At 50.1% G+C, this 17,382-nt stretch carries 15 protein-coding genes; 10 read left to right on the forward strand and 5 right to left on the reverse strand.

The genetic code is table 11. From position 1 onward, the window contains the following. Positions 1-254: 254 nt before the first annotated feature. The gene (gene pyrC / locus GZZ87_RS14505; RefSeq protein ID WP_162026531.1) at positions 255-1,253 is read right to left on the reverse strand and encodes a dihydroorotase; all 999 of its coding nucleotides are present in this window, start codon (positions 1,251-1,253) and stop codon (positions 255-257) included. A gap of 129 nt (positions 1,254-1,382) precedes the next feature. Next, positions 1,383-2,525 (reverse strand): DEAD/DEAH box helicase, encoded by a 1,143-nt coding sequence (locus GZZ87_RS14510; protein WP_162026532.1) that lies wholly within the window; start codon positions 2,523-2,525, stop codon positions 1,383-1,385. A 178-nt stretch (positions 2,526-2,703) separates the two neighbouring features. On the opposite strand from GZZ87_RS14510, the gene GZZ87_RS14515 reads away from it, so the two are divergent. Beyond that, positions 2,704-4,122 (forward strand): bifunctional class I SAM-dependent methyltransferase/glycosyltransferase family 2 protein, encoded by a 1,419-nt coding sequence (locus GZZ87_RS14515; RefSeq protein ID WP_162026533.1) that lies wholly within the window; start codon positions 2,704-2,706, stop codon positions 4,120-4,122. Here the strand turns inward: GZZ87_RS14515 and GZZ87_RS19715 are convergent. Next, positions 4,109-4,291, reverse strand: coding sequence for a hypothetical protein (locus GZZ87_RS19715; protein ID WP_206753327.1), 183 nt, complete (start codon positions 4,289-4,291; stop codon positions 4,109-4,111). The two genes, GZZ87_RS14515 and GZZ87_RS19715, sit on opposite strands and share 14 nt — an antisense overlap. Positions 4,292-4,932: 641 nt before the next feature. Here GZZ87_RS19715 and GZZ87_RS14520 point away from each other — a divergent pair. From GZZ87_RS14520 to GZZ87_RS14560, 8 genes are all read left to right on the forward strand, one after another. Then, a complete protein-coding gene (locus GZZ87_RS14520) occupies positions 4,933-6,144 on the forward strand; it encodes a NupC/NupG family nucleoside CNT transporter (RefSeq protein WP_162071460.1) in 1,212 nt (403 codons plus the stop codon). A gap of 134 nt (positions 6,145-6,278) precedes the next feature. Continuing rightward, a complete protein-coding gene (locus GZZ87_RS14525) occupies positions 6,279-6,743 on the forward strand; it encodes a hypothetical protein (RefSeq protein ID WP_162026535.1) in 465 nt (154 codons plus the stop codon). A gap of 888 nt (positions 6,744-7,631) precedes the next feature. Then, positions 7,632-8,618: a DUF4062 domain-containing protein gene (locus tag GZZ87_RS14530; RefSeq protein WP_162026536.1), complete on the forward strand. Its 987-nt coding sequence runs from the start codon at positions 7,632-7,634 to the stop codon at positions 8,616-8,618. 92 nt (positions 8,619-8,710) lie between these two features. Beyond that, entirely contained in the window at positions 8,711-9,694 is a 984-nt protein-coding gene (locus tag GZZ87_RS14535; protein ID WP_162026537.1) for a hypothetical protein, read from the forward strand. 505 nt (positions 9,695-10,199) lie between these two features. Beyond that, on the forward strand, positions 10,200-10,616 hold the full coding sequence (locus GZZ87_RS14540; RefSeq protein ID WP_162026538.1) for an SMI1/KNR4 family protein: 417 nt from the start codon (positions 10,200-10,202) through the stop codon (positions 10,614-10,616). 73 nt (positions 10,617-10,689) lie between these two features. Further along, entirely contained in the window at positions 10,690-11,220 is a 531-nt protein-coding gene (locus GZZ87_RS14545) for a hypothetical protein (protein ID WP_162026539.1), read from the forward strand. Between the two features lie 25 nt (positions 11,221-11,245). Then, positions 11,246-11,740 (forward strand): hypothetical protein, encoded by a 495-nt coding sequence (locus GZZ87_RS14550; RefSeq protein ID WP_162026540.1) that lies wholly within the window; start codon positions 11,246-11,248, stop codon positions 11,738-11,740. A 540-nt stretch (positions 11,741-12,280) separates the two neighbouring features. Then, positions 12,281-12,841 (forward strand): GrpB family protein, encoded by a 561-nt coding sequence (locus GZZ87_RS14560; RefSeq protein WP_162026542.1) that lies wholly within the window; start codon positions 12,281-12,283, stop codon positions 12,839-12,841. Between the two features lie 180 nt (positions 12,842-13,021). Here GZZ87_RS14560 and recN read toward each other — a convergent pair whose 3' ends face one another. Beyond that, positions 13,022-14,680, reverse strand: coding sequence for a DNA repair protein RecN (gene recN / locus GZZ87_RS14565; RefSeq protein WP_162026543.1), 1,659 nt, complete (start codon positions 14,678-14,680; stop codon positions 13,022-13,024). 10 nt (positions 14,681-14,690) lie between these two features. After that, positions 14,691-15,260 (reverse strand): YIP1 family protein, encoded by a 570-nt coding sequence (locus tag GZZ87_RS14570; RefSeq protein WP_162026544.1) that lies wholly within the window; start codon positions 15,258-15,260, stop codon positions 14,691-14,693. Between the two features lie 131 nt (positions 15,261-15,391). Here GZZ87_RS14570 and GZZ87_RS14575 point away from each other — a divergent pair, with 131 nt between their 5' ends. Continuing rightward, positions 15,392-17,326 carry an ATP-binding cassette domain-containing protein gene (locus GZZ87_RS14575; RefSeq protein WP_162026545.1) on the forward strand — a complete coding sequence of 645 codons (1,935 nt, stop codon included), beginning with the start codon at positions 15,392-15,394 and terminating at the stop codon, positions 17,324-17,326. The last annotated feature ends 56 nt before the right edge of the window (positions 17,327-17,382 follow it).

The raw sequence follows: 17,382 nt of genomic DNA on the forward strand, positions 1-17,382 counted from the left end.
AGTTAGGAGTCAGACGGAGGTCTGCCGCAGATGGCGTAGCAAGTTAGTCTTTGATTATGAAGCCTTTGTAGATCCTCCTATAGCCGCCCACCGAGCGCAGCGACACTTATTATGCCCTTGGGCGCAACCGAAGGGCGAAGCCATTTGGCGAGCGTCTAAGACGCCATAAAACACTGATGCTCAGCTTCTAACTCCTTCCTCCTGACATGCTTCGCCATCTGCGGCAGACCTCCGTCTAACTACTCTTTTAAGGTTTAAACAATCGACGTCACTGCCCACGGGATCGTTTCCCCCGCACGGTATGGCACGACATCGCCATAGCGCTCGGGAACGACCATACCAGTCTTTTCCAACGTCACACGCTTCGACAGCGGCGTGAAGTTGTGGATACGTTGCGCATTGCCACTCACAAATGCCTGCAAGTTATCCAAAGCATCGTGTTGCTCAAAGAGCTCGACCAGCGTCGGCAAACACACCGGCGCAGTGAACAAGCCCGCCGCACAACCGCAGCACTCCTTCTTGGAAATTGGATGCGGCGCGGAATCGCTACCAAACATCAACTTAGGGTGCGCTTGCAACGCCGCAGCCAACAATGCCTCACGATCCTCGGGACGCTTCGCAATCGGCTTGCAGAACAAGTGTGGCTGCAACATTCCGCCAGCCACATCATTGAGTGTAATCATCAAGTGATGCAGTGTCACCGTCGCATGCAGATTCTCATAGCGATCCAGCATCTCCACCGCGTCGCGCGTTGTGATGTGCTCCATCGTAATTTTTAGCTTCGGATACTTCTGTGCCAAATACTCGTAGCTGGCCAAAAACTCCTTTTCACGATCCATCACAAAACCATGCGTCTCGCCATGGATCATGAGCGGAATGCCCATCTCTTCCATTAACTTGAAAGTGCTCTCAACCGCGCCGAGTTCCTTAACGCCCGCCTCACTATTCGTCGTCGCACCAGCCGGATACAGCTTGATACCGAAGATGTGCTCACGAGCTGCAGCGAGCTTCGCCTCAGAATAGTTGCGAAAGAACAACATCATCATCGGATCAAACACCGTATTTCCCTTCGCCGCATTGATCTGATCGCGATACACCTTCAACCGCTCCAAATTATCCACTGGCGGCACCAAATTCGGCATAATGATCGCACCCGAGAAGTGCTCCGCGCTCAGTGGTGTCACGCACTCCATCATAGCCCCCTCGCGGAGGTGTAAGTGCATATCAAGAGGTGAATCAATTACAAATTCCATTCAAGCAAGCTATTCAGACGCCCCCCTGCCTGCAAAGCATAAAGCACTCTGGCATGTGAAGATTTCCAGTAGGCCGGATGATTTGCCCCACAATACAAGAGCAACCAAACTGAACTGCTGAGCGACTAGTTACTCGCTCAAATCCAAATCAGCGCTGTCGATCATCGTGACCTGCTTACCCATTTTCTTCTGAATCACTTTAAAATGGTGCAGATCGTCTGGAGTAATCAGCGAGATCGCATCTCCCGAAGTATCCGCACGCCCTGTTCGTCCGATGCGGTGAATGTAATCTTTAGGCGAACGAGGCAGCTCGTAATTGATTACGCAGGGCAAAGACTCGATATCAATGCCACGCGCGAGTAGATCCGTCGCAACCAACACAGGAAGCTGCCCAGACTTGAAGCGCTGCAATGTATCGCGCCGCGCATTCTGCCCCATCTTCGAATGCACCGCTGCAGCGTTGATCTTATTTTTAATGAGCTTGCGCACGAGGTTATCCGCGCGGCGCTTAGAAGACACGAACACCAACACCTGCTGCCCCGCATACTCCGACTGAATTAAGTGGCGCAGCAACGGCCCCTTCCGTTCCTCTGACACGGAGTAACTCAATTGATTGATCAATTCGATATCATCGACCTCATCTTCAATCTTACAGACGAGCGGATCGGTCAATAAGACCTGTTGCACTTGCGATAAATCGTTACTGAGCGTGGCCGAGAATAACAGGTTCTGCCGTTCCACTGGCAACAAGGCCAAGATTCGATCGACCTCATCCTTAAAACCAAGGTTCAGAATTTTATCTGCCTCATCGAGCACCAGCGTCTCAATCGATGACAGGCGCACCGCGTTCTTCTCAACCAGGTCGAGGAGCCGTCCTGGCGTGGCGATTAGCACATTCACGCGACCAATTGCCTGCATCTGCGTATTGATTGAGACACCGCCATACACCGCGAGGCATTTAAATTGTTCGTCTAGGCATGGTATAAAATCTAGAAAGACTTCGCACACTTGATCAGCCAACTCACGCGTCGGCACTAGCACCAGCACCGTCGGTTCGCGATACTGCAGAGCCTTCGCCTGCTGTAAGTGCTGCAGAATCGGTAGCACATAGCTGACCGTTTTACCTGAACCCGTCTTCGCGATGCCTAAAACATCCCTACGCTCTAGGATCGCGGGAATGGCCGCCCGCTGAATCGGGCTCGTTTGTGTAAATTGATAATGGGCAAGCGCGGGAAAGAAATAAGGCGCGAGGTCGAGATCTGAAAAAGACATAACTAAAAAGAAGAAACTAAGTGCAGTGTGACTGCGTCAATCAGTCCCTAGGCATAGGCGATGCGCTTGGCGATCAAAAGTCTTCAACTCGCACCTTTCGCCCTTTGCGCGTCCAACTCTACGTTAAGAGAAAATCATAATCGACCTGAACCAGTGTTCATGATCTAAAGACCAAATAATGCCCATCACTTCACAAATCCTCGAACGCACTTGGAATCGCCTCAAAGCGCACTATTCGGAGCCAACACCTAGCGGCGCATGGAGCCGCGCCTATCGCCGTATTTTAGGCAGGTATTACCGTTTTCTAATTCCAAGCGGTAGTCGTGTGCTAGAAATCGGCTGTGGCTCGGGCGAATTGCTCCAACACCTACCTGAGCGTAAAGTCGCAGGCATGGATCTCGTCGAAGCACAAATCAGCGCCGCGAAGCAGCAACTCCCGGGCGTGGATTTCACTTGCGCGGCCGGCGAGACCGCCACCTTCAGTCAGACCTACGACTACCTCATCCTATCAGACACGCTCAATGAAGCAGCCGATGCCCAACAACTCTTAGAAAACCTGCACCACGCAGCCACGCCTGATACGCGCCTGACGCTCAATATCCACAACACGCTCTGGCGCCCAATACTCGGGCTCAGCACCGCCATCGGACTCAAACCAAAACGCCCCCAGCTCAACTGGCTCTCCACCGACGACCTGCAGAATCTACTCGACCTCGCGGGCTGGGAAATGGTGCGCTCCGATGCGCGTATCCTCATTCCTCACGAACTCTGCGGCCTCGGCACACTAGTCAACAAATTCATCGCTCCACTCGTTCCATTCGCCTGCCTGAGCCTCTTCTTTGTCGCTCGCCCGAAGCAGGCACCCGTCCCTGCCGACAGCCTCTCCGTCACTGTCATCATCCCTGCTCGTAATGAGAAGGGCAATATCGAGGCCGCGATTGAGCGCACACCCCATATGGGCAAGTCCACCGAAATCATTTTCGTCGAAGGTAATTCCCAAGACGACACATGGGACACCATTCAAGCCGCGATCAAAAACCACCCTGAACGCGACATCAAAGCCTACCAGCAAACTGGCAAAGGCAAAGGCGACGCCATGCGCCTCGGCTACGAAAAAGCCACTGGCGACATCATCATGATCCTCGATGCGGATCTCACAGTGCCACCTGAAGATCTCCCGAAATTCTTTGACGCCATCCAACTCGGACACTGCGAATTCGTCAACGGTGTGCGCCTAGTCTATCCGATGGAAGACGAAGCGATGCGCTTCCTCAACATGTGCGGCAATAAATTCTTCAGCATGCTCTTCTCGTGGCTACTCAGCATGCCGATCAAAGACACGCTCTGCGGCACCAAAGTCTTCAGTAAGACACACTACGAACTCATCGAAGCGAACCGCAGCTACTTCGGCAACTTCGACCCCTTCGGCGATTTCGATCTCATCTTTGGAGCAGCGAAGCTAAACCTAAAAATCCGCGACCTGCCGATCCGCTACCAAAGCCGCACCTACGGCGAGCCACAAATCGACCGATGGCGCGACGGTATGCTGCTCATACGTATGGGTATCTTTGCTGCTCGTAAGATTAAGTTTCTGTAAGCTCCAAGTCCAACATCTCGGTGCTGAAGTCGTAGGTAGCTTTTGTGCGCCTAAGCAGACGCGACAGCCAATCCTGTATCGGCAACCATGGTAGCGAACTCGCGCTAGCGAGGTCGACCACTGTAACATCGTAGGGGCTTTGCTTGCGAAGCCCGCGCAAAGGCGACACGCATAGGAAGTTGTAAAACTTTAGCTGCCTTCGCGGGTGCCGCCCTTCGACAAGCTCTGGGCCTTGAGCCTGTCGAAACGGCAAGCAGCACCCCTACCCCAGATGCTTCGATTTCACAAATCACAATACTTGATGCGCGTGAGTATAACATCGCATCGCGCAGCCGATCCTGTATCAACAGCCATTGTAGCGAACTCGCGCTAGCGAGGTCGAACCACTGTAAGATCACACGAGAAAAATGCAGACGCGACTATACTCACGCGAATCATGATTTGTGAAAAGTGCTTTCATGTTATTTCGCTATCTTGCTGTAGGGGCTTTGCTTGCGAAGCCCGCGCAAAGGCGACACGCATAGGAAGTGGTAAAACTTTAGCTACCTTCGCGGGTGCCGCCCTTCGACAAGCTCTGGGCCTTGAGCCTGTCGAAACGGCAAGCAGCACCCCTACGCCAGATGCTTCGATTTCACAAATCACAATACTTATGCGCGTGAGTATAACATCGCATCGCGACAGCCGATCCAACCTCAGCAACCATTGTAGCGAACTCGCGCGAGCGAGGTCGAGGTAGAGGTCGAGGTAGAGGTCGAACCACCCAAGCTAACCGCTTGCCAGCCAGCAGAAAGCTCTCCAACCTCTGCCGTCATGTTGATTAGTCTCCTGGGTTATCTTGTGCTTATTACGGTGGCGTGGCTTTGCTCCACGGCTCGAGGAAAGATCAATTGGCGCACCGTGCTCGGCGCAATCGCCATCCAATTCGCATTTGGCGCGCTGGTGCTCTATGTGCCAGCAGGCAAAGTCGCACTGATCTGGCTATCGGAGCTCGTCGCTGCTGTAATCGCATATGGCGACGACGGCATCGGCTTTGTATTCGGCGGATTGAGCGACCCCTCGCAAAGCCTCGGCTTCATTTTCGCATTCAAAGTGCTGCCAGTCATCATCTTCTTCTCGTCACTCATTTCAGTGCTCTACTACCTGCGCGTAATGCCAGTCGTAGTCAAATGCCTCGGCAGCGGCCTTCAAAAACTACTCGGCACGAGCCACGCAGAATCACTCAGCGCGACGGCCAACATTTTCGTGGGGCAGACCGAAGCACCACTGGCAATCAAGCCCTACCTAGCACGCATGACGCGCTCAGAATTTTTCGCAGTGATGGTCGGCGGTTTAGCTTCGATCGCAGGCAGCGTGCTAGCAGCCTATGCATCAATGGGCATCGAGCTTAAATATTTACTAGCAGCCTGCTTCATGGCTGCCCCCTCCGGCCTATTGTTAGCCAAACTCCTGATTCCCGAAACCGAAACGGCCGACAACAGCTCACTACCGGAAGACTTAGAGGGCAAGCCTGCCAACGTTTTTGACGCCGCAGCGGGCGGTGCATCCGACGGCATGCGACTGGCGCTCAATGTCGGTGCAATGCTCCTAGCGTTCATCGGACTCATCGCATTGATCAATGGCGCGCTCGGCTATATGGGTGGGCTCTGCGGATACGAGGCGCTCAGCTTACAACTCATCCTTGGATGGGTGTTCAGCCCAGTCGCTTGGTTGCTTGGAATTCCATGGGAGCACGCAACCATTGGCGGTTCCTTTATCGGGCAAAAACTGGTGGTAAATGAGTATATCGCGTTCAACGAGTTTAAAGAAGTGCGCGACGCACTGAGCACCCGCACACAGGCCATCATTACCTTCGCGCTTTGTGGATTTGCCAACTTCTCTTCGATTGCAATCCTACTCGGCGGCCTCGGTAGTCTCGTTCCATCGCGCCGCGCAGAAATCGCTCAACTCGGGCTCAAAGCCGTGCTCGCAGGCACACTCGCCAACCTCTCCAGCGCAGCCATTGCAGGCATGCTTATACAGTAAATAAAGCACCTTAATAAGGAGTAAAAAACACACGACGCCAATGGACAGCCACGCCCGATCAGGCATACTATTGTCATAGGCAATTGCCCGATTGCCTCCCCCTCCTACCCCAACCCTAGAACACCCTATATTCGATGGATACCTCAACTTCGACACGCAAAGAACCCAGCGCACGCGTTAGCTGGGAGACCCTCCACGCTCAAATAGCTTCGGTAAAGAGTAATATCTCATTCAAAGAACTATCCACAGCAAAGAGTGAAAATATCTTCATACTCAACACGCATCGACAGATCGTGTTCATCACCCGCAGCGGTTTAGATTTATTCCAGATCGAAGACCCCTCAGAAGCCTACGGCTGCCGCCCAGGCGAAATGATGGGGTGCGACCACGCACGAGCAAACGGCTGCGGAGAATCCGAAGAATGCAAAGAGTGTGGAGCCTATCAAGCAGCCCTCGCCTGCTTACAGCACAACAGCGGCACCAAACGCTTCCACTTGAAGCAAGCAGACCGCGAACAGACCATCGACTTCACCGTCCATACAGAAGCAATCAGCCTACAAGGTGAACTCTTCATCATGGTCTCATTAATCCAGGACTAGCGATGCACCGAACCCAAGTGTAGCTTATTCAACTGGCTCTAAAAGACCGCGCATCCTCATACTTTGCGAGTTTCGTGCCATCGGGCCAGACCTCACGTGATTACCAAAGTCCTAGCGTGACGATTCACCAACCGTTTCGTTCGCACTAACACTTCCCACTCTCACTAACACTCTCACTTCCACTTCAAAGCCGCGTGGAGCGAAGTCGCGTTAGACGAAGTCTTATACGCGCACGAAGCTCTTTACGCGGTCACTCGCCGCAGGCGCTCACTCTCGGCGCAGCCGAGTCAGCCGAGTGTCATAACGAATCCAACGGGCTCCGCACTCCCATACCGGGCTTTTTCATCACATGCGTGTAGATCTGCGTCGTCTCCCGCGTAAAAAGGCTGCGCCTCACGCGGTTTCGATTAGACCGCGTGCGCGTAGCGTTTTACGCGGCGCCCAACGGGGAAACTGTATAATCTTCATAACACCTGTAATAGTGATCAAAAATATACTTAAATCAAACCGATGAGTTAATTGAGTGCACGATTAGCCGGAATATAAAAATCAAAAAAAAAACACACAAAACAGATACATCCTATTGCCTATGAGCTACTTGCTGACTTTCAGAATGCACAATCGGAGATTTAAAAAAAGTGATATCATTCACTCAGCTTCAAAAACCACTGCTGAGTGCACGAATCGGCGGAAACTAAACCTTGATATTGAAACGATATTGACTTAGCTCACACACACATCATTACCGCTTACCCTACTCCTACACTGACAAACAGCCACAATAATCAAACGGTTCCCTTGAAATTGCCTCAAAATAAAACAAACCACCAACCCTTGTTATCATTCACTCAGTGAATGACTTAACACTGTTAGCTACCAGAAAATAAAATGAAACCACGCGTATTTGTCAGCTCAACAATAAGAGATCTCCAACACATTAGGGACGCAGTTCGTGACGTAATCGAAGAGCTAGGCTATCAGCCCGTGATGAGTGAGCACGGTGAAGTTGGTTTTTTGCCAAGCGTAACTGCTGCTAATTCTTGCTATCAAGAGGCCATGGATTCTGACCTTGGAATACTTATCATCGGTAAACGGTATGGAGACGAGGACGATAATGATGAAGTCAGCGTAACACACAAAGAATTTCGAACACTCCATGAGCGTAGCATTCCATTGGTTACACTCATCGAAAGGGATATTTTCGCATCCAAGACAATATTCGATGCCAGCGAGAATAATGCGTCCATAACAATCCCAGGAATGGATAAGCCAGGAAAAACCTTCGATTTTGTAGAAGAAGTCATGCTGTCCCCATATAATAATGGCGTGAGTGAATTTAGGCACATTGCGGAAGTAAGAGAATACATCAAAGCTCAGTTTGGCCATATATTCGGAGACCTACTCAGAAGGAGGAATGAAACAAACAAATCGGAACTACGTGATATTCTTTCTGCTGTTACAGCATTAAGGCATGACATCAACCAGGGCAGTAACGATCCGAATTCAAACCGATTCCTTAAAGCATCTAGATATTTACTTAGTGATGATGCAACGCACTATAAAAGCTTCCTAAATAATTTATGCGGATCATTTGATGCGGCAGTGCAAGCAATCCTAGAATATGAGTCATTCGATGCACTCGTTGAAGGGCATGGTGCAGAATTAACAGTAGTCTCCGATAGTCAAAGTTTCCAAGAATGGTGGAATAGAAATGAGACAACCTGGGCTTCATCCTGGGGGGTTCAAAGTAACACAGGCGGCTTTGGTGTTGGTGGATATGCAAATCTAAGAGAAGGTGGAATCGGGATATCTGAGAGGGTTCAGCAAATATTCCGAGGAAACCACCAATCCATTCGGGCTCATGCAATGGAATAGGAGCTAACCAGACGGCGCACTCAATAGATTTCGCTACCGCTCATCTATCGAGTGGCCTTAACGTTCGGCAAAAGAAAAAACAACCACCGCCTATGAAGCACATAATCTCTGCAGCATGCACATTTCTCCTTTTCTCAACACCATCAATGGGAACTGAGCTTCTTATCCAAAATGCCTACTCAACCACCTCAACCTTGAACAGTGTAGAAGGTGGTTATGCGACAAGATGCATTGAATTTACTGTAGGCGATGAGCCATTTACTGTAGGCTACTTAGGATTCCTAGACGACTACGGATTCGACATGCCACCAGAAACCAGCGAGCTACCCCTCGGATTGAGCGCTAACCACGAAGTAGGTCTGTTTTCAGACGATGGAATACTGATAAGATCAATTACAATCGAATCAGGAACTGCTCCTCTCTATTACATGAACTATAGGTGGAAGAAGCTAGCACAACCTATTGTCCTTGAACCCAACGAACGCTACTTGCTGGCAGGGACCAATTTCGCATGGGATAAAGGTGGTGAACTTTATGCAAAAGCGCGTGCCGCCGACATCCAAACCAGCTCATCATTCACAATTCACCAAACAGCGCACTTTGCATTCAGCTCAACTCCAACTGGGCTTACCTATCCAAATCGAATTCTGGATGGATATGATCCAGTGCTAATCGTCAACCTGGCAGGAATAAGTGAAGATCTAGACAATGATGGAACTCCAGACTTCCTCGAGGAATCTACCTTCGGAAGATTTGATATAAACCCAGCAACAGATACAGATGATGACGGTCATACTGACATTGAGGAAGCCATCTCTGGAACGAATAAGAATGACCAGTCCTCCAAATTAACAACGATTTGGACACCGGGCGAATCCCAAAGCATTCGTCCCTCAGTTTTGGTTGATAACCGCATCTATAAATTGATGCGCTCATACAACTTATCTAGTTGGACAGAAATAGAGAGCATCACCAAAACTCCAGAAGTCGATGAAGTTAGCTTCGACATCAGCTTTGATCCACAAGAAGATGAGCAAAACTGCTTCTTCACGATAGAAGTCCAGTTGCAACCATAGAAACAAGTAACAAGCCTGACCTTTAGAAAAACACAGGCCGAACCAGTCGGGATATAGACAATGTATTTCGCTGACGCTCATACATGTATACCCTCGACGTTCTGGTAAAATAAAATGAAACGCTCATCATACTCCGATAGACTTCGAATTGCACTCGAAGGAAGCCCAAAAGATGAAGAGGAAAAAGAGAATTCAATAGATATTCTCAGAGCGACAGTGCCTCTAGGTCTAATTTTCGCCCTAGCTTCTTTGATGATATGCGGCCTAGAAATCTATACGGGGCTCACACATTGGCAGGAGTGGCTCCAGGTCGCCTTCTTCACGACATGGCTGGTATACAGCTGCAGATTAAGCTGGAAGTCTTATCGCGCCCTAAAGAAACTCCAAACGAAGCCAGAACCAGTCGACGCAGACAACCAGATAACCCGCCCTTAAAACTCTAAAAACCAACTGGACGACTGAGCATTCAGGCTGGTCGTCTGGTCTCTACGTTCAGTAAAAAAGAATGCTATCGTTTAAAAACAGCACTGCTCTCCCCTCTGAAGGTGACATTTTAGAATTGGAATCAAAATTGAACATTCAATTACCGGAAGACTACCGAGCATTTTTAAAAGAAACGAATGGAGGACGTCCTAGCTTAGAATTATATGACCAAAGTTTTGTTCTTAAGGAATTATGGTCGCTTGGGAGCAAGCCTCCTTGGGACTTATCTCACAGAAACAAGTTTTTTGAAGAGACACCCAAGTATTTTGAAATAGGGTTTAGCGCCTGCGGGGACTCTATAGCCATTCAAGTAAAAGGAAAAAATAAAGGAAGAATCGTTTGGTTCGACCACGAAGTAGAACCTAGCTTGTTCAGGAGTAACCTGAGGACCTTGAGCGACAGCTTTACCAAATTCCTAGACCAACTTAAACAAATGTAAACTGAACCAGTCAGACGACTCAATGAGTTTCGCTTCCGCTCACTCATAAGTCTCTTCGACGATCGACGAAGGAATGAAAAAACGAATCATAGCTATTTGCATCATCAGCTTTCTAGCAGGAATTGGCGTGGATAGGATATTTGTTCACTCCGAAGTGAAAAAACTAGAAGCGGAAGTCACCACTGCCTTCGGTAAAATGTTCGGTTACGAAAACGAACAAGCAATGAAATTGATGGAGACCGTAACCGCTGAATATTCGGCTGAAGAGTTTGTCCAAATCTTAGAAGAGGTGGCTGCGATAGGGCAAAAAACTGAAAGTCTATTTCATGATGAAAGGCTCTTTAGCGTTCTACGAAATCTCTCTTATCTTGAGACATTGAGAGAATCAGGGGCTGGCACTTTAGACCGTGAGATGAGAGAGGATGTCCTTCGATTCTATGAGAATTATGAACACCTTCTTCTGGAAGAACCCTCCAATCAATTTGAGAAGTCTTCACTTGCAGCTCTGAAAAGAATTCAGGACGATCTCAACTTAGTTGAACAGACCAAGGAGGTCGATCCAGACGGTGGTATCAACTCCGAGTCGCAGCGCTCCTCTCCGTGATACACCTCCACGTTGGGTAAGAAAAATGAAAAAAGACAACCTTAGAGATGTTTCATACGCTTTTGTATATTCGACTCTATTCATCACAATATTTGCCCTAAAGAATCAAGTATTTCTAGCATCGCTGATCTGCGACAACTTCATATTAATAGCGGCTTCTTACATATCAATCATAGTCTCATATCAATTATTCTTCAACAAAGAGAAGTTCATCAAGCAGCTTAAACATCGACTTTCAGAGTCTCAAGAGAGGAAATTCAAACTAGTCGAGTTCATCCTAATCATACCATTCACACTCTTCTTCTTTTCAGGGGCTTTGATGATCTTCTCTTCGACCTACGGCTTGATCCACTTGTCGAAAAACTCCCCTGAACTAACCATCTCAAAGATGTTAAATTCCATGCATGAATTCATTGGAGATAAACATGAGTTCATACTATTAATCCTATTTTCACACATTCCACTCATACTCGGAATAGTTTTATCAGGCAAACTCCTTCAACAGTTCGAAAGAAAATAAGACCCCAACCAGTCGGGAGATGGACAATAGATTTCGCTGGCGCTCATCTATGCATCCCCTCTACGATAGATGAAAGAAATGAAACGATACAGATCCGCGGTTGATTGGTGGCTTGGACTCATCCTTGTCGCTTGCCCAATGTTCTGCATTGGACTGGGAATCTACTTCTTGACCTACTCAGCGAGAGACGGTGGCTATACGATTATCGGAGGTCTAGCCATCGCAGGAATTATAGCCCTATTTCTACCATGCCATTACACACTCCACGACGACCACCTACTTATCAGGTCTGGCATCCTGAAAAAGAAAATTAAATATACTGAAATCAGAGAGATTGAAGCATCTTCATGCCCGATTAGTGCCCCAGCATTATCCTTGAAACGAATCAGAATCGAATCGAATTCAGGTTCAGTCCTCATATCGCCAGTGAACCGAGATGAGTTCATAGCCACTTTAAGGAAACGATCGAACCAGTCGGGAGATGGACAATAGATTTCGCTGGCGCTCATCTATGCATCCCCCTTCACGATCGCTAAGAAAATGAAAATCGAAGTCGTCCAATATCGCGCTGAATGGAAGGAAGCTTTCGAAGAAGAAAAGCAAGCGATCTTAGCACTCGAATTTTCGGCAATTGTTCAGGTTTTTCACATAGGAAGCACGTCGGTGAAAGAACTAGCAGCAAAGCCGATTATCGACATTATGATAGAAGTTGAATCGCTAGAGGAACTTGACCGAAACAAAGAGGCAATCGCATCGCTTGGATACGAGGTCATGGGAGAATTCGGAATCTCTGGACGACGATATTACCGAAAGGGAGGAAGCAATCGGACTCACCAGATACATGCTTTTCAGTCAGGAGACCCGAACCTACTTAGACATCTAGCTTTTCGAGACTACTTGGGTGAACATCCAAATGTGAGAAAAGAATATGGAGACCTTAAAATTGAGGTGGCATCACAGTGCGACCACGACATCGACCGATACTGCGACGGAAAAGAGGACTTCATCAAGTTCCACGAGGCGAAAGCTCTCGACTGGATTAACCAAAAGAGCGATCAAGGTGGAGTGATCAACTCCGAGTCGCTTCTCTCCTCTACGTGATCATCCTCGACGATATACAAAAGAAAGAACCCAGAATTTCCAACCGCAGCGTAAAAGACTTCGTCTCACGCAGCAGGCTTAATCACGCTGAGTGGACGCTTATCCAGCACGACATATCACAGGAGAATAGATTGAATAAACGTAAATCAGACGTAACACCTCAAGAAACCAACAGGCGCACTACACCAGTAACTCCGCAGCATGCGCCCTCGCCGACTCGGAATGACGGTCGCCGAGCATACGGGCAAGTTCATTGAGACGTGTGTCACGGCTATCGTGTATCGGCCCAATGGATACGACGGTCGAATCTTCATCTTGCGACTTCGTTACCACGAAATGATTTTGAGCGAGCGAAGCAACTTGCGGCAAGTGCGTGACACAGAGCACCTGATGGCGTCCTGATAAGCGCGCTAATTCCGCACCGACTGCGCGACCGACTTCGCCACCGACATTCGCATCGACCTCATCGAAGACGAGTAGTGGCGTGGCATCTGCTTCGGCCAACACGGTCTTGAGCGCAAGCATCACACGAGCGGTCTCACCACTCGAAGCGATCTTATTGAGCGGCAACAGATCCTGCCCTGCATTTGGAGAAAATAGGAACCCGCATCGACTATCGCCAAATTCTTGCAGTTCTGCTTCGGGGATCATCTCGATCTCTAGACGCGCCTTTTTAAAGCCCAGTGCCTGCAATAGCAGTGCAGCTTTATCCGCAAGTATCTTGGCGGCTTTTTCGCGTGCCTTGCGTAGTTTCGCAGCTACTTTACGAAGTGCTGCTTCTTGCTTGGCCGCAGCGTTGCGTTTCGCCTTCAGCGTGCCTTCGATGTCGCCTTGCACCGCCAGCTTCTGCGCGAGCTCCTCGCGCTTTGCGATCACCGCTTCGACACTGCCACCATACTTACGGCGCACTTCCTGCCAGAGGTTCATCCGCTCAGTGGTCGCCTCGACTGCCTCGGCGTCGAACTCAAAATCACTGGCCAATCGACCAGTCTCTTCGCCGAGATCCTGCATTTCAATTAGCAAGCTACGGGCACGTTCAAGCAACGGCTCAGACTCGGCATCGAGCGTCACCAACGACTCATAGTGCCCCACGATCATATTGAGCTGCTCGCACAGTCCTTGATCTCCAGAAAGCCCCTCGGAACAATCTGCAGCAAGCGTCACGAGATCCTGCCCGCTCGACATGCGAGTATAATCGCGCTCCAGCGCTTCAATCGACTCTTCTGATACGTCGACACTATCAATCTTGTTGATCTGCTTACGCACGAACTCAATTTCGTCCTCATCCAAGCGTTCGCCTTTTTCGAGGTCCACGATCTCACGGTGCGCGGCGCGCCATGTCGCATAGCCATCTTGATAAGAAGTCAGCAGATCGGCATTGCCTGCGTAAAGATCGAGCATCTCCAACTGACGGCGCTCTTGAAATAATTTTTGCGGCTCACCGGGTCCATGAAAATCAATCCACGACTCCCCTAGCCCTTGCAACTGGGAAAGCGTCGCCATGCTGCCATTGATCTGCACGCGCGGCATTTTTTTGCGGTGAATACTGCGCTGCAATAGTAGCACGCCGTCTTCGCAACACGGAAGCCCTGCAGTCTCCAACAACGCGTCCATCTCCGTGGAATCTTCGAAATATAAGGCAGCCTCGACTTCGAGCTGATCGGTGCCCTGGCGAATCATGGTCTTATCGGTGCGCGCACCGGAAAGCAGACCCAACGCGCCGAGCAGCACACTTTTACCTGCACCGGTCTCACCAGTCACTGCGGTAAAGCCCGCATCCAACTCCAGCGTCACTTCATCGAGCAGCGCGAGGTTCTTGATTTTAAGATATTGTAACATGGCAAAAGATTTAAACGGCGGCACCAAAGAGCTTGGCCAGCAACTGTGCAAACAGCGTCAACGGAAAGAAACTGACCAGCACGGTAACCACCAAACACAGAAAAGTCTTCAGCACGCTCAGGCGCAACGCCGCCGAAAGCGCTAATAAGATGATCACATACCCATAAACGAAAACAGCGAAGAAGACCGGTGCATAGCTGACAATCACTTCAGCATCCATCTCCGCACCGACCATAAACGAGAGCACGATCGACAGTAGCGTCCATGGCAATAGCCCGAGACCGATCGCGGTGCGCGTATCACGCTGTGCCGTCTCCGCACCAAACCACCGCCCGAAATTGCGTGTCAACCAACCGAACAAATACAGCCCGATCACCCCTGCCATTGCGCCCAACACAAATGGCAGCGGCCCAGATTCTGTTTCTACGTGTGCAGCATGGCCACTTTGCACCGCACCAAAGAAGGCGGCAATCATCACTGCGGAAGCGTGGCGCTGCCCCTCATCGAGGATGGCACGCATCGAGCTAGCGGGCTTATACCAAAGTGTAAGCAGAGGAGGTTTATTATTTATAGTGCTCATTTGTCCAATTGATTACCCCAAAAAAGCAGAACTCTGCTCGCATGCAAGTCTGCGTCGAAGCTAAGGTGCATTTAAAGCGCTCTTTTGCTTTGCCTCTTTGCTCGCTTCGACGAACCTCTGCGCACTTTCCTATGCTTACCTTCTCAAAACTCAGTAAAGGCTTCGGCCAAAAGACCCTCTTCACCGATATCTCGTTTCGTATCCTACAAGGCGAGCGCATCGGCCTAGTCGGCCCCAACGGAGCTGGTAAGACAACGCTCTTCAACATCATCCTTGGCAACACGGAGCCGGATCAGGGAAAAATCGAACTGGATCGCGGCACCATCGTCGGCTTCCTCCCACAGGAAAGTGCCCCCGCTGGCGAAGAAACGGTCGCCGAGCTAGCCACCTCGATTTCCCCAGAATTCGTCGACATCTACAATGCCCTGCGCAACTTCCCAGATCCGGATGCTCCCGAACGTATCGACGCCCAAGAGCAATTCGTCGACCTCGACGGCTACACCTTAGAAGCCAAGGCAAAGCGTATTTTGGCTGGACTCGCCTTTCGCCCTGAAGACTTCGACAAGCCGGCACATACTTTAAGTGGTGGCTGGATCATGCGAGCACACCTTGCCCGCCTGCTCGTGATGGAGCCAGACATTCTCATGCTCGATGAGCCGACCAATCACTTGGACCTGGAGACATTGGGCTGGTTTCAGAATGAATTGTGCAACTACTCCGGCGCGATCCTGACCATCTCGCACGACCGTGAATTCCTCAATGGCATCTGCGACGGCATCATCGAGATCGCCAATGGTCACCTGCACCGCTACCACGGCAACTACGACTACTACATCACTCAAAAGGCGGAACGCGAAGTGCAGCAACTCGCCGCTTATAATAACCAGCAACGTGAAATCGCTCACCTAGAAGACTTCGTGCGTCGCTTCCGCGCCAAGGCATCTAAAGCATCGCAGGCACAGGCACGCATGAAGACGCTCGAAAAGATGGTGCGCCTCGCACCACCCGAAGCCGCTGCCGACACCATTTCATTCAGCTTCCCGCAGCCTCAGCGTAGCGGCCAGCGCATTGCCACTTTTGAGAACATTCAACAAGCCTACGGCGACCACGTCGTCTATACAGATCTGAACCTCGTCATTGAGAAGCAAGAGCGTATCGTGCTGGTCGGCCCCAATGGTGCGGGTAAATCCACGCTATTAAAGATTCTATCTGGAGCAGTCGAAATTCAAAGCGGCGTGCGCGAACTCGGACACAATGTCAGCGTTGGCTACTTCTCACAACAGCGCGTAGATGTGCTCGACGTCGAACGCACTGTGCTCGACGAAGCAATGGAGCGCGTCCTGCCTGGCATGAACGAACAAAAAGTGCGTGGTATTCTCGGCGCCTTCCTGTTTCGCGGTGACGACGTCTTTAAACAAGTCAAAGTCCTTAGCGGTGGCGAAAAGAGCCGCCTCGCCTTGGTCAAGCTACTACTCAACCCGCCCAACCTACTGCTACTCGACGAACCGACCACCCACCTTGACATGCCCAGCATCGACGCCCTCATCGGCGCGCTGAAGGATTACACTGGCACGCTCGTCTTCGTCAGCCACGACGTGCACTTCATCCGTGCCATCGCAAGACGCACCGTTCAAATCCAAGCAGGCAGCACCACCAATTTCGTCGGTGACTACGATTATTACTTGCGCAAATCCAAGGCGGCTTCCGAAAAAAGCGGCCTCGTCGCTGGTATCAAAAATGCCCGCCCTGACTTTGAAGCGAAGTCTAGCAACAAGCCAAAAGTCGTCAGCGCCAAAGAGCGTCGCCGCATCGAAGCAGAGAAGCGCAAACTTGAATCCAAGGGGCGCAAAGGCGTAGAAAAGCGCGTTGCGAAGCTCGAAGAAGAGGTTTTGAAGCTCGAAGCAGAGCAAGCTGAGATCACAGAACAACTGGGAGATCCCAGCGTTTATGCCAACAAAGAGAAGGCAAAAGAGCTAAATCTACAGTCCGCTCGTGTCTCTAAACGCTTGAAGGAAAAGAACTACGAGTGGGAAGTCGCCGCAGAAGAACTCAGCAAGCTACTATGATAATATATAACAGCAAGTTGAATAGCCTCTAATACCATAGTCTGTTAATTGCAGAA

It is taken from the genome of Lentimonas sp. CC4, assembly GCF_902728235.1.
Taxonomy (GTDB): Bacteria; Verrucomicrobiota; Verrucomicrobiia; order Opitutales; family Coraliomargaritaceae; genus Lentimonas.

Coding starts and splice junctions, on each gene's coding strand:
- pyrC (WP_162026531.1), bottom strand. CDS start 1,253: ATGGAATTTGTAATTGATTCACCTCTTGATATGCACTTACACCTCCGC.
- GZZ87_RS14510 (WP_162026532.1), bottom strand. CDS start 2,525: ATGTCTTTTTCAGATCTCGACCTCGCGCCTTATTTCTTTCCCGCGCTT.
- GZZ87_RS14515 (WP_162026533.1), top strand. CDS start 2,704: ATGCCCATCACTTCACAAATCCTCGAACGCACTTGGAATCGCCTCAAA.
- GZZ87_RS14520 (WP_162071460.1), top strand. CDS start 4,933: ATGTTGATTAGTCTCCTGGGTTATCTTGTGCTTATTACGGTGGCGTGG.
- GZZ87_RS14525 (WP_162026535.1), top strand. CDS start 6,279: ATGGATACCTCAACTTCGACACGCAAAGAACCCAGCGCACGCGTTAGC.
- GZZ87_RS14530 (WP_162026536.1), top strand. CDS start 7,632: ATGAAACCACGCGTATTTGTCAGCTCAACAATAAGAGATCTCCAACAC.
- GZZ87_RS14535 (WP_162026537.1), top strand. CDS start 8,711: ATGAAGCACATAATCTCTGCAGCATGCACATTTCTCCTTTTCTCAACA.
- GZZ87_RS14540 (WP_162026538.1), top strand. CDS start 10,200: ATGCTATCGTTTAAAAACAGCACTGCTCTCCCCTCTGAAGGTGACATT.
- GZZ87_RS14545 (WP_162026539.1), top strand. CDS start 10,690: ATGAAAAAACGAATCATAGCTATTTGCATCATCAGCTTTCTAGCAGGA.
- GZZ87_RS14550 (WP_162026540.1), top strand. CDS start 11,246: ATGAAAAAAGACAACCTTAGAGATGTTTCATACGCTTTTGTATATTCG.
- GZZ87_RS14560 (WP_162026542.1), top strand. CDS start 12,281: ATGAAAATCGAAGTCGTCCAATATCGCGCTGAATGGAAGGAAGCTTTC.
- recN (WP_162026543.1), bottom strand. CDS start 14,680: ATGTTACAATATCTTAAAATCAAGAACCTCGCGCTGCTCGATGAAGTG.
- GZZ87_RS14570 (WP_162026544.1), bottom strand. CDS start 15,260: ATGAGCACTATAAATAATAAACCTCCTCTGCTTACACTTTGGTATAAG.
- GZZ87_RS14575 (WP_162026545.1), top strand. CDS start 15,392: ATGCTTACCTTCTCAAAACTCAGTAAAGGCTTCGGCCAAAAGACCCTC.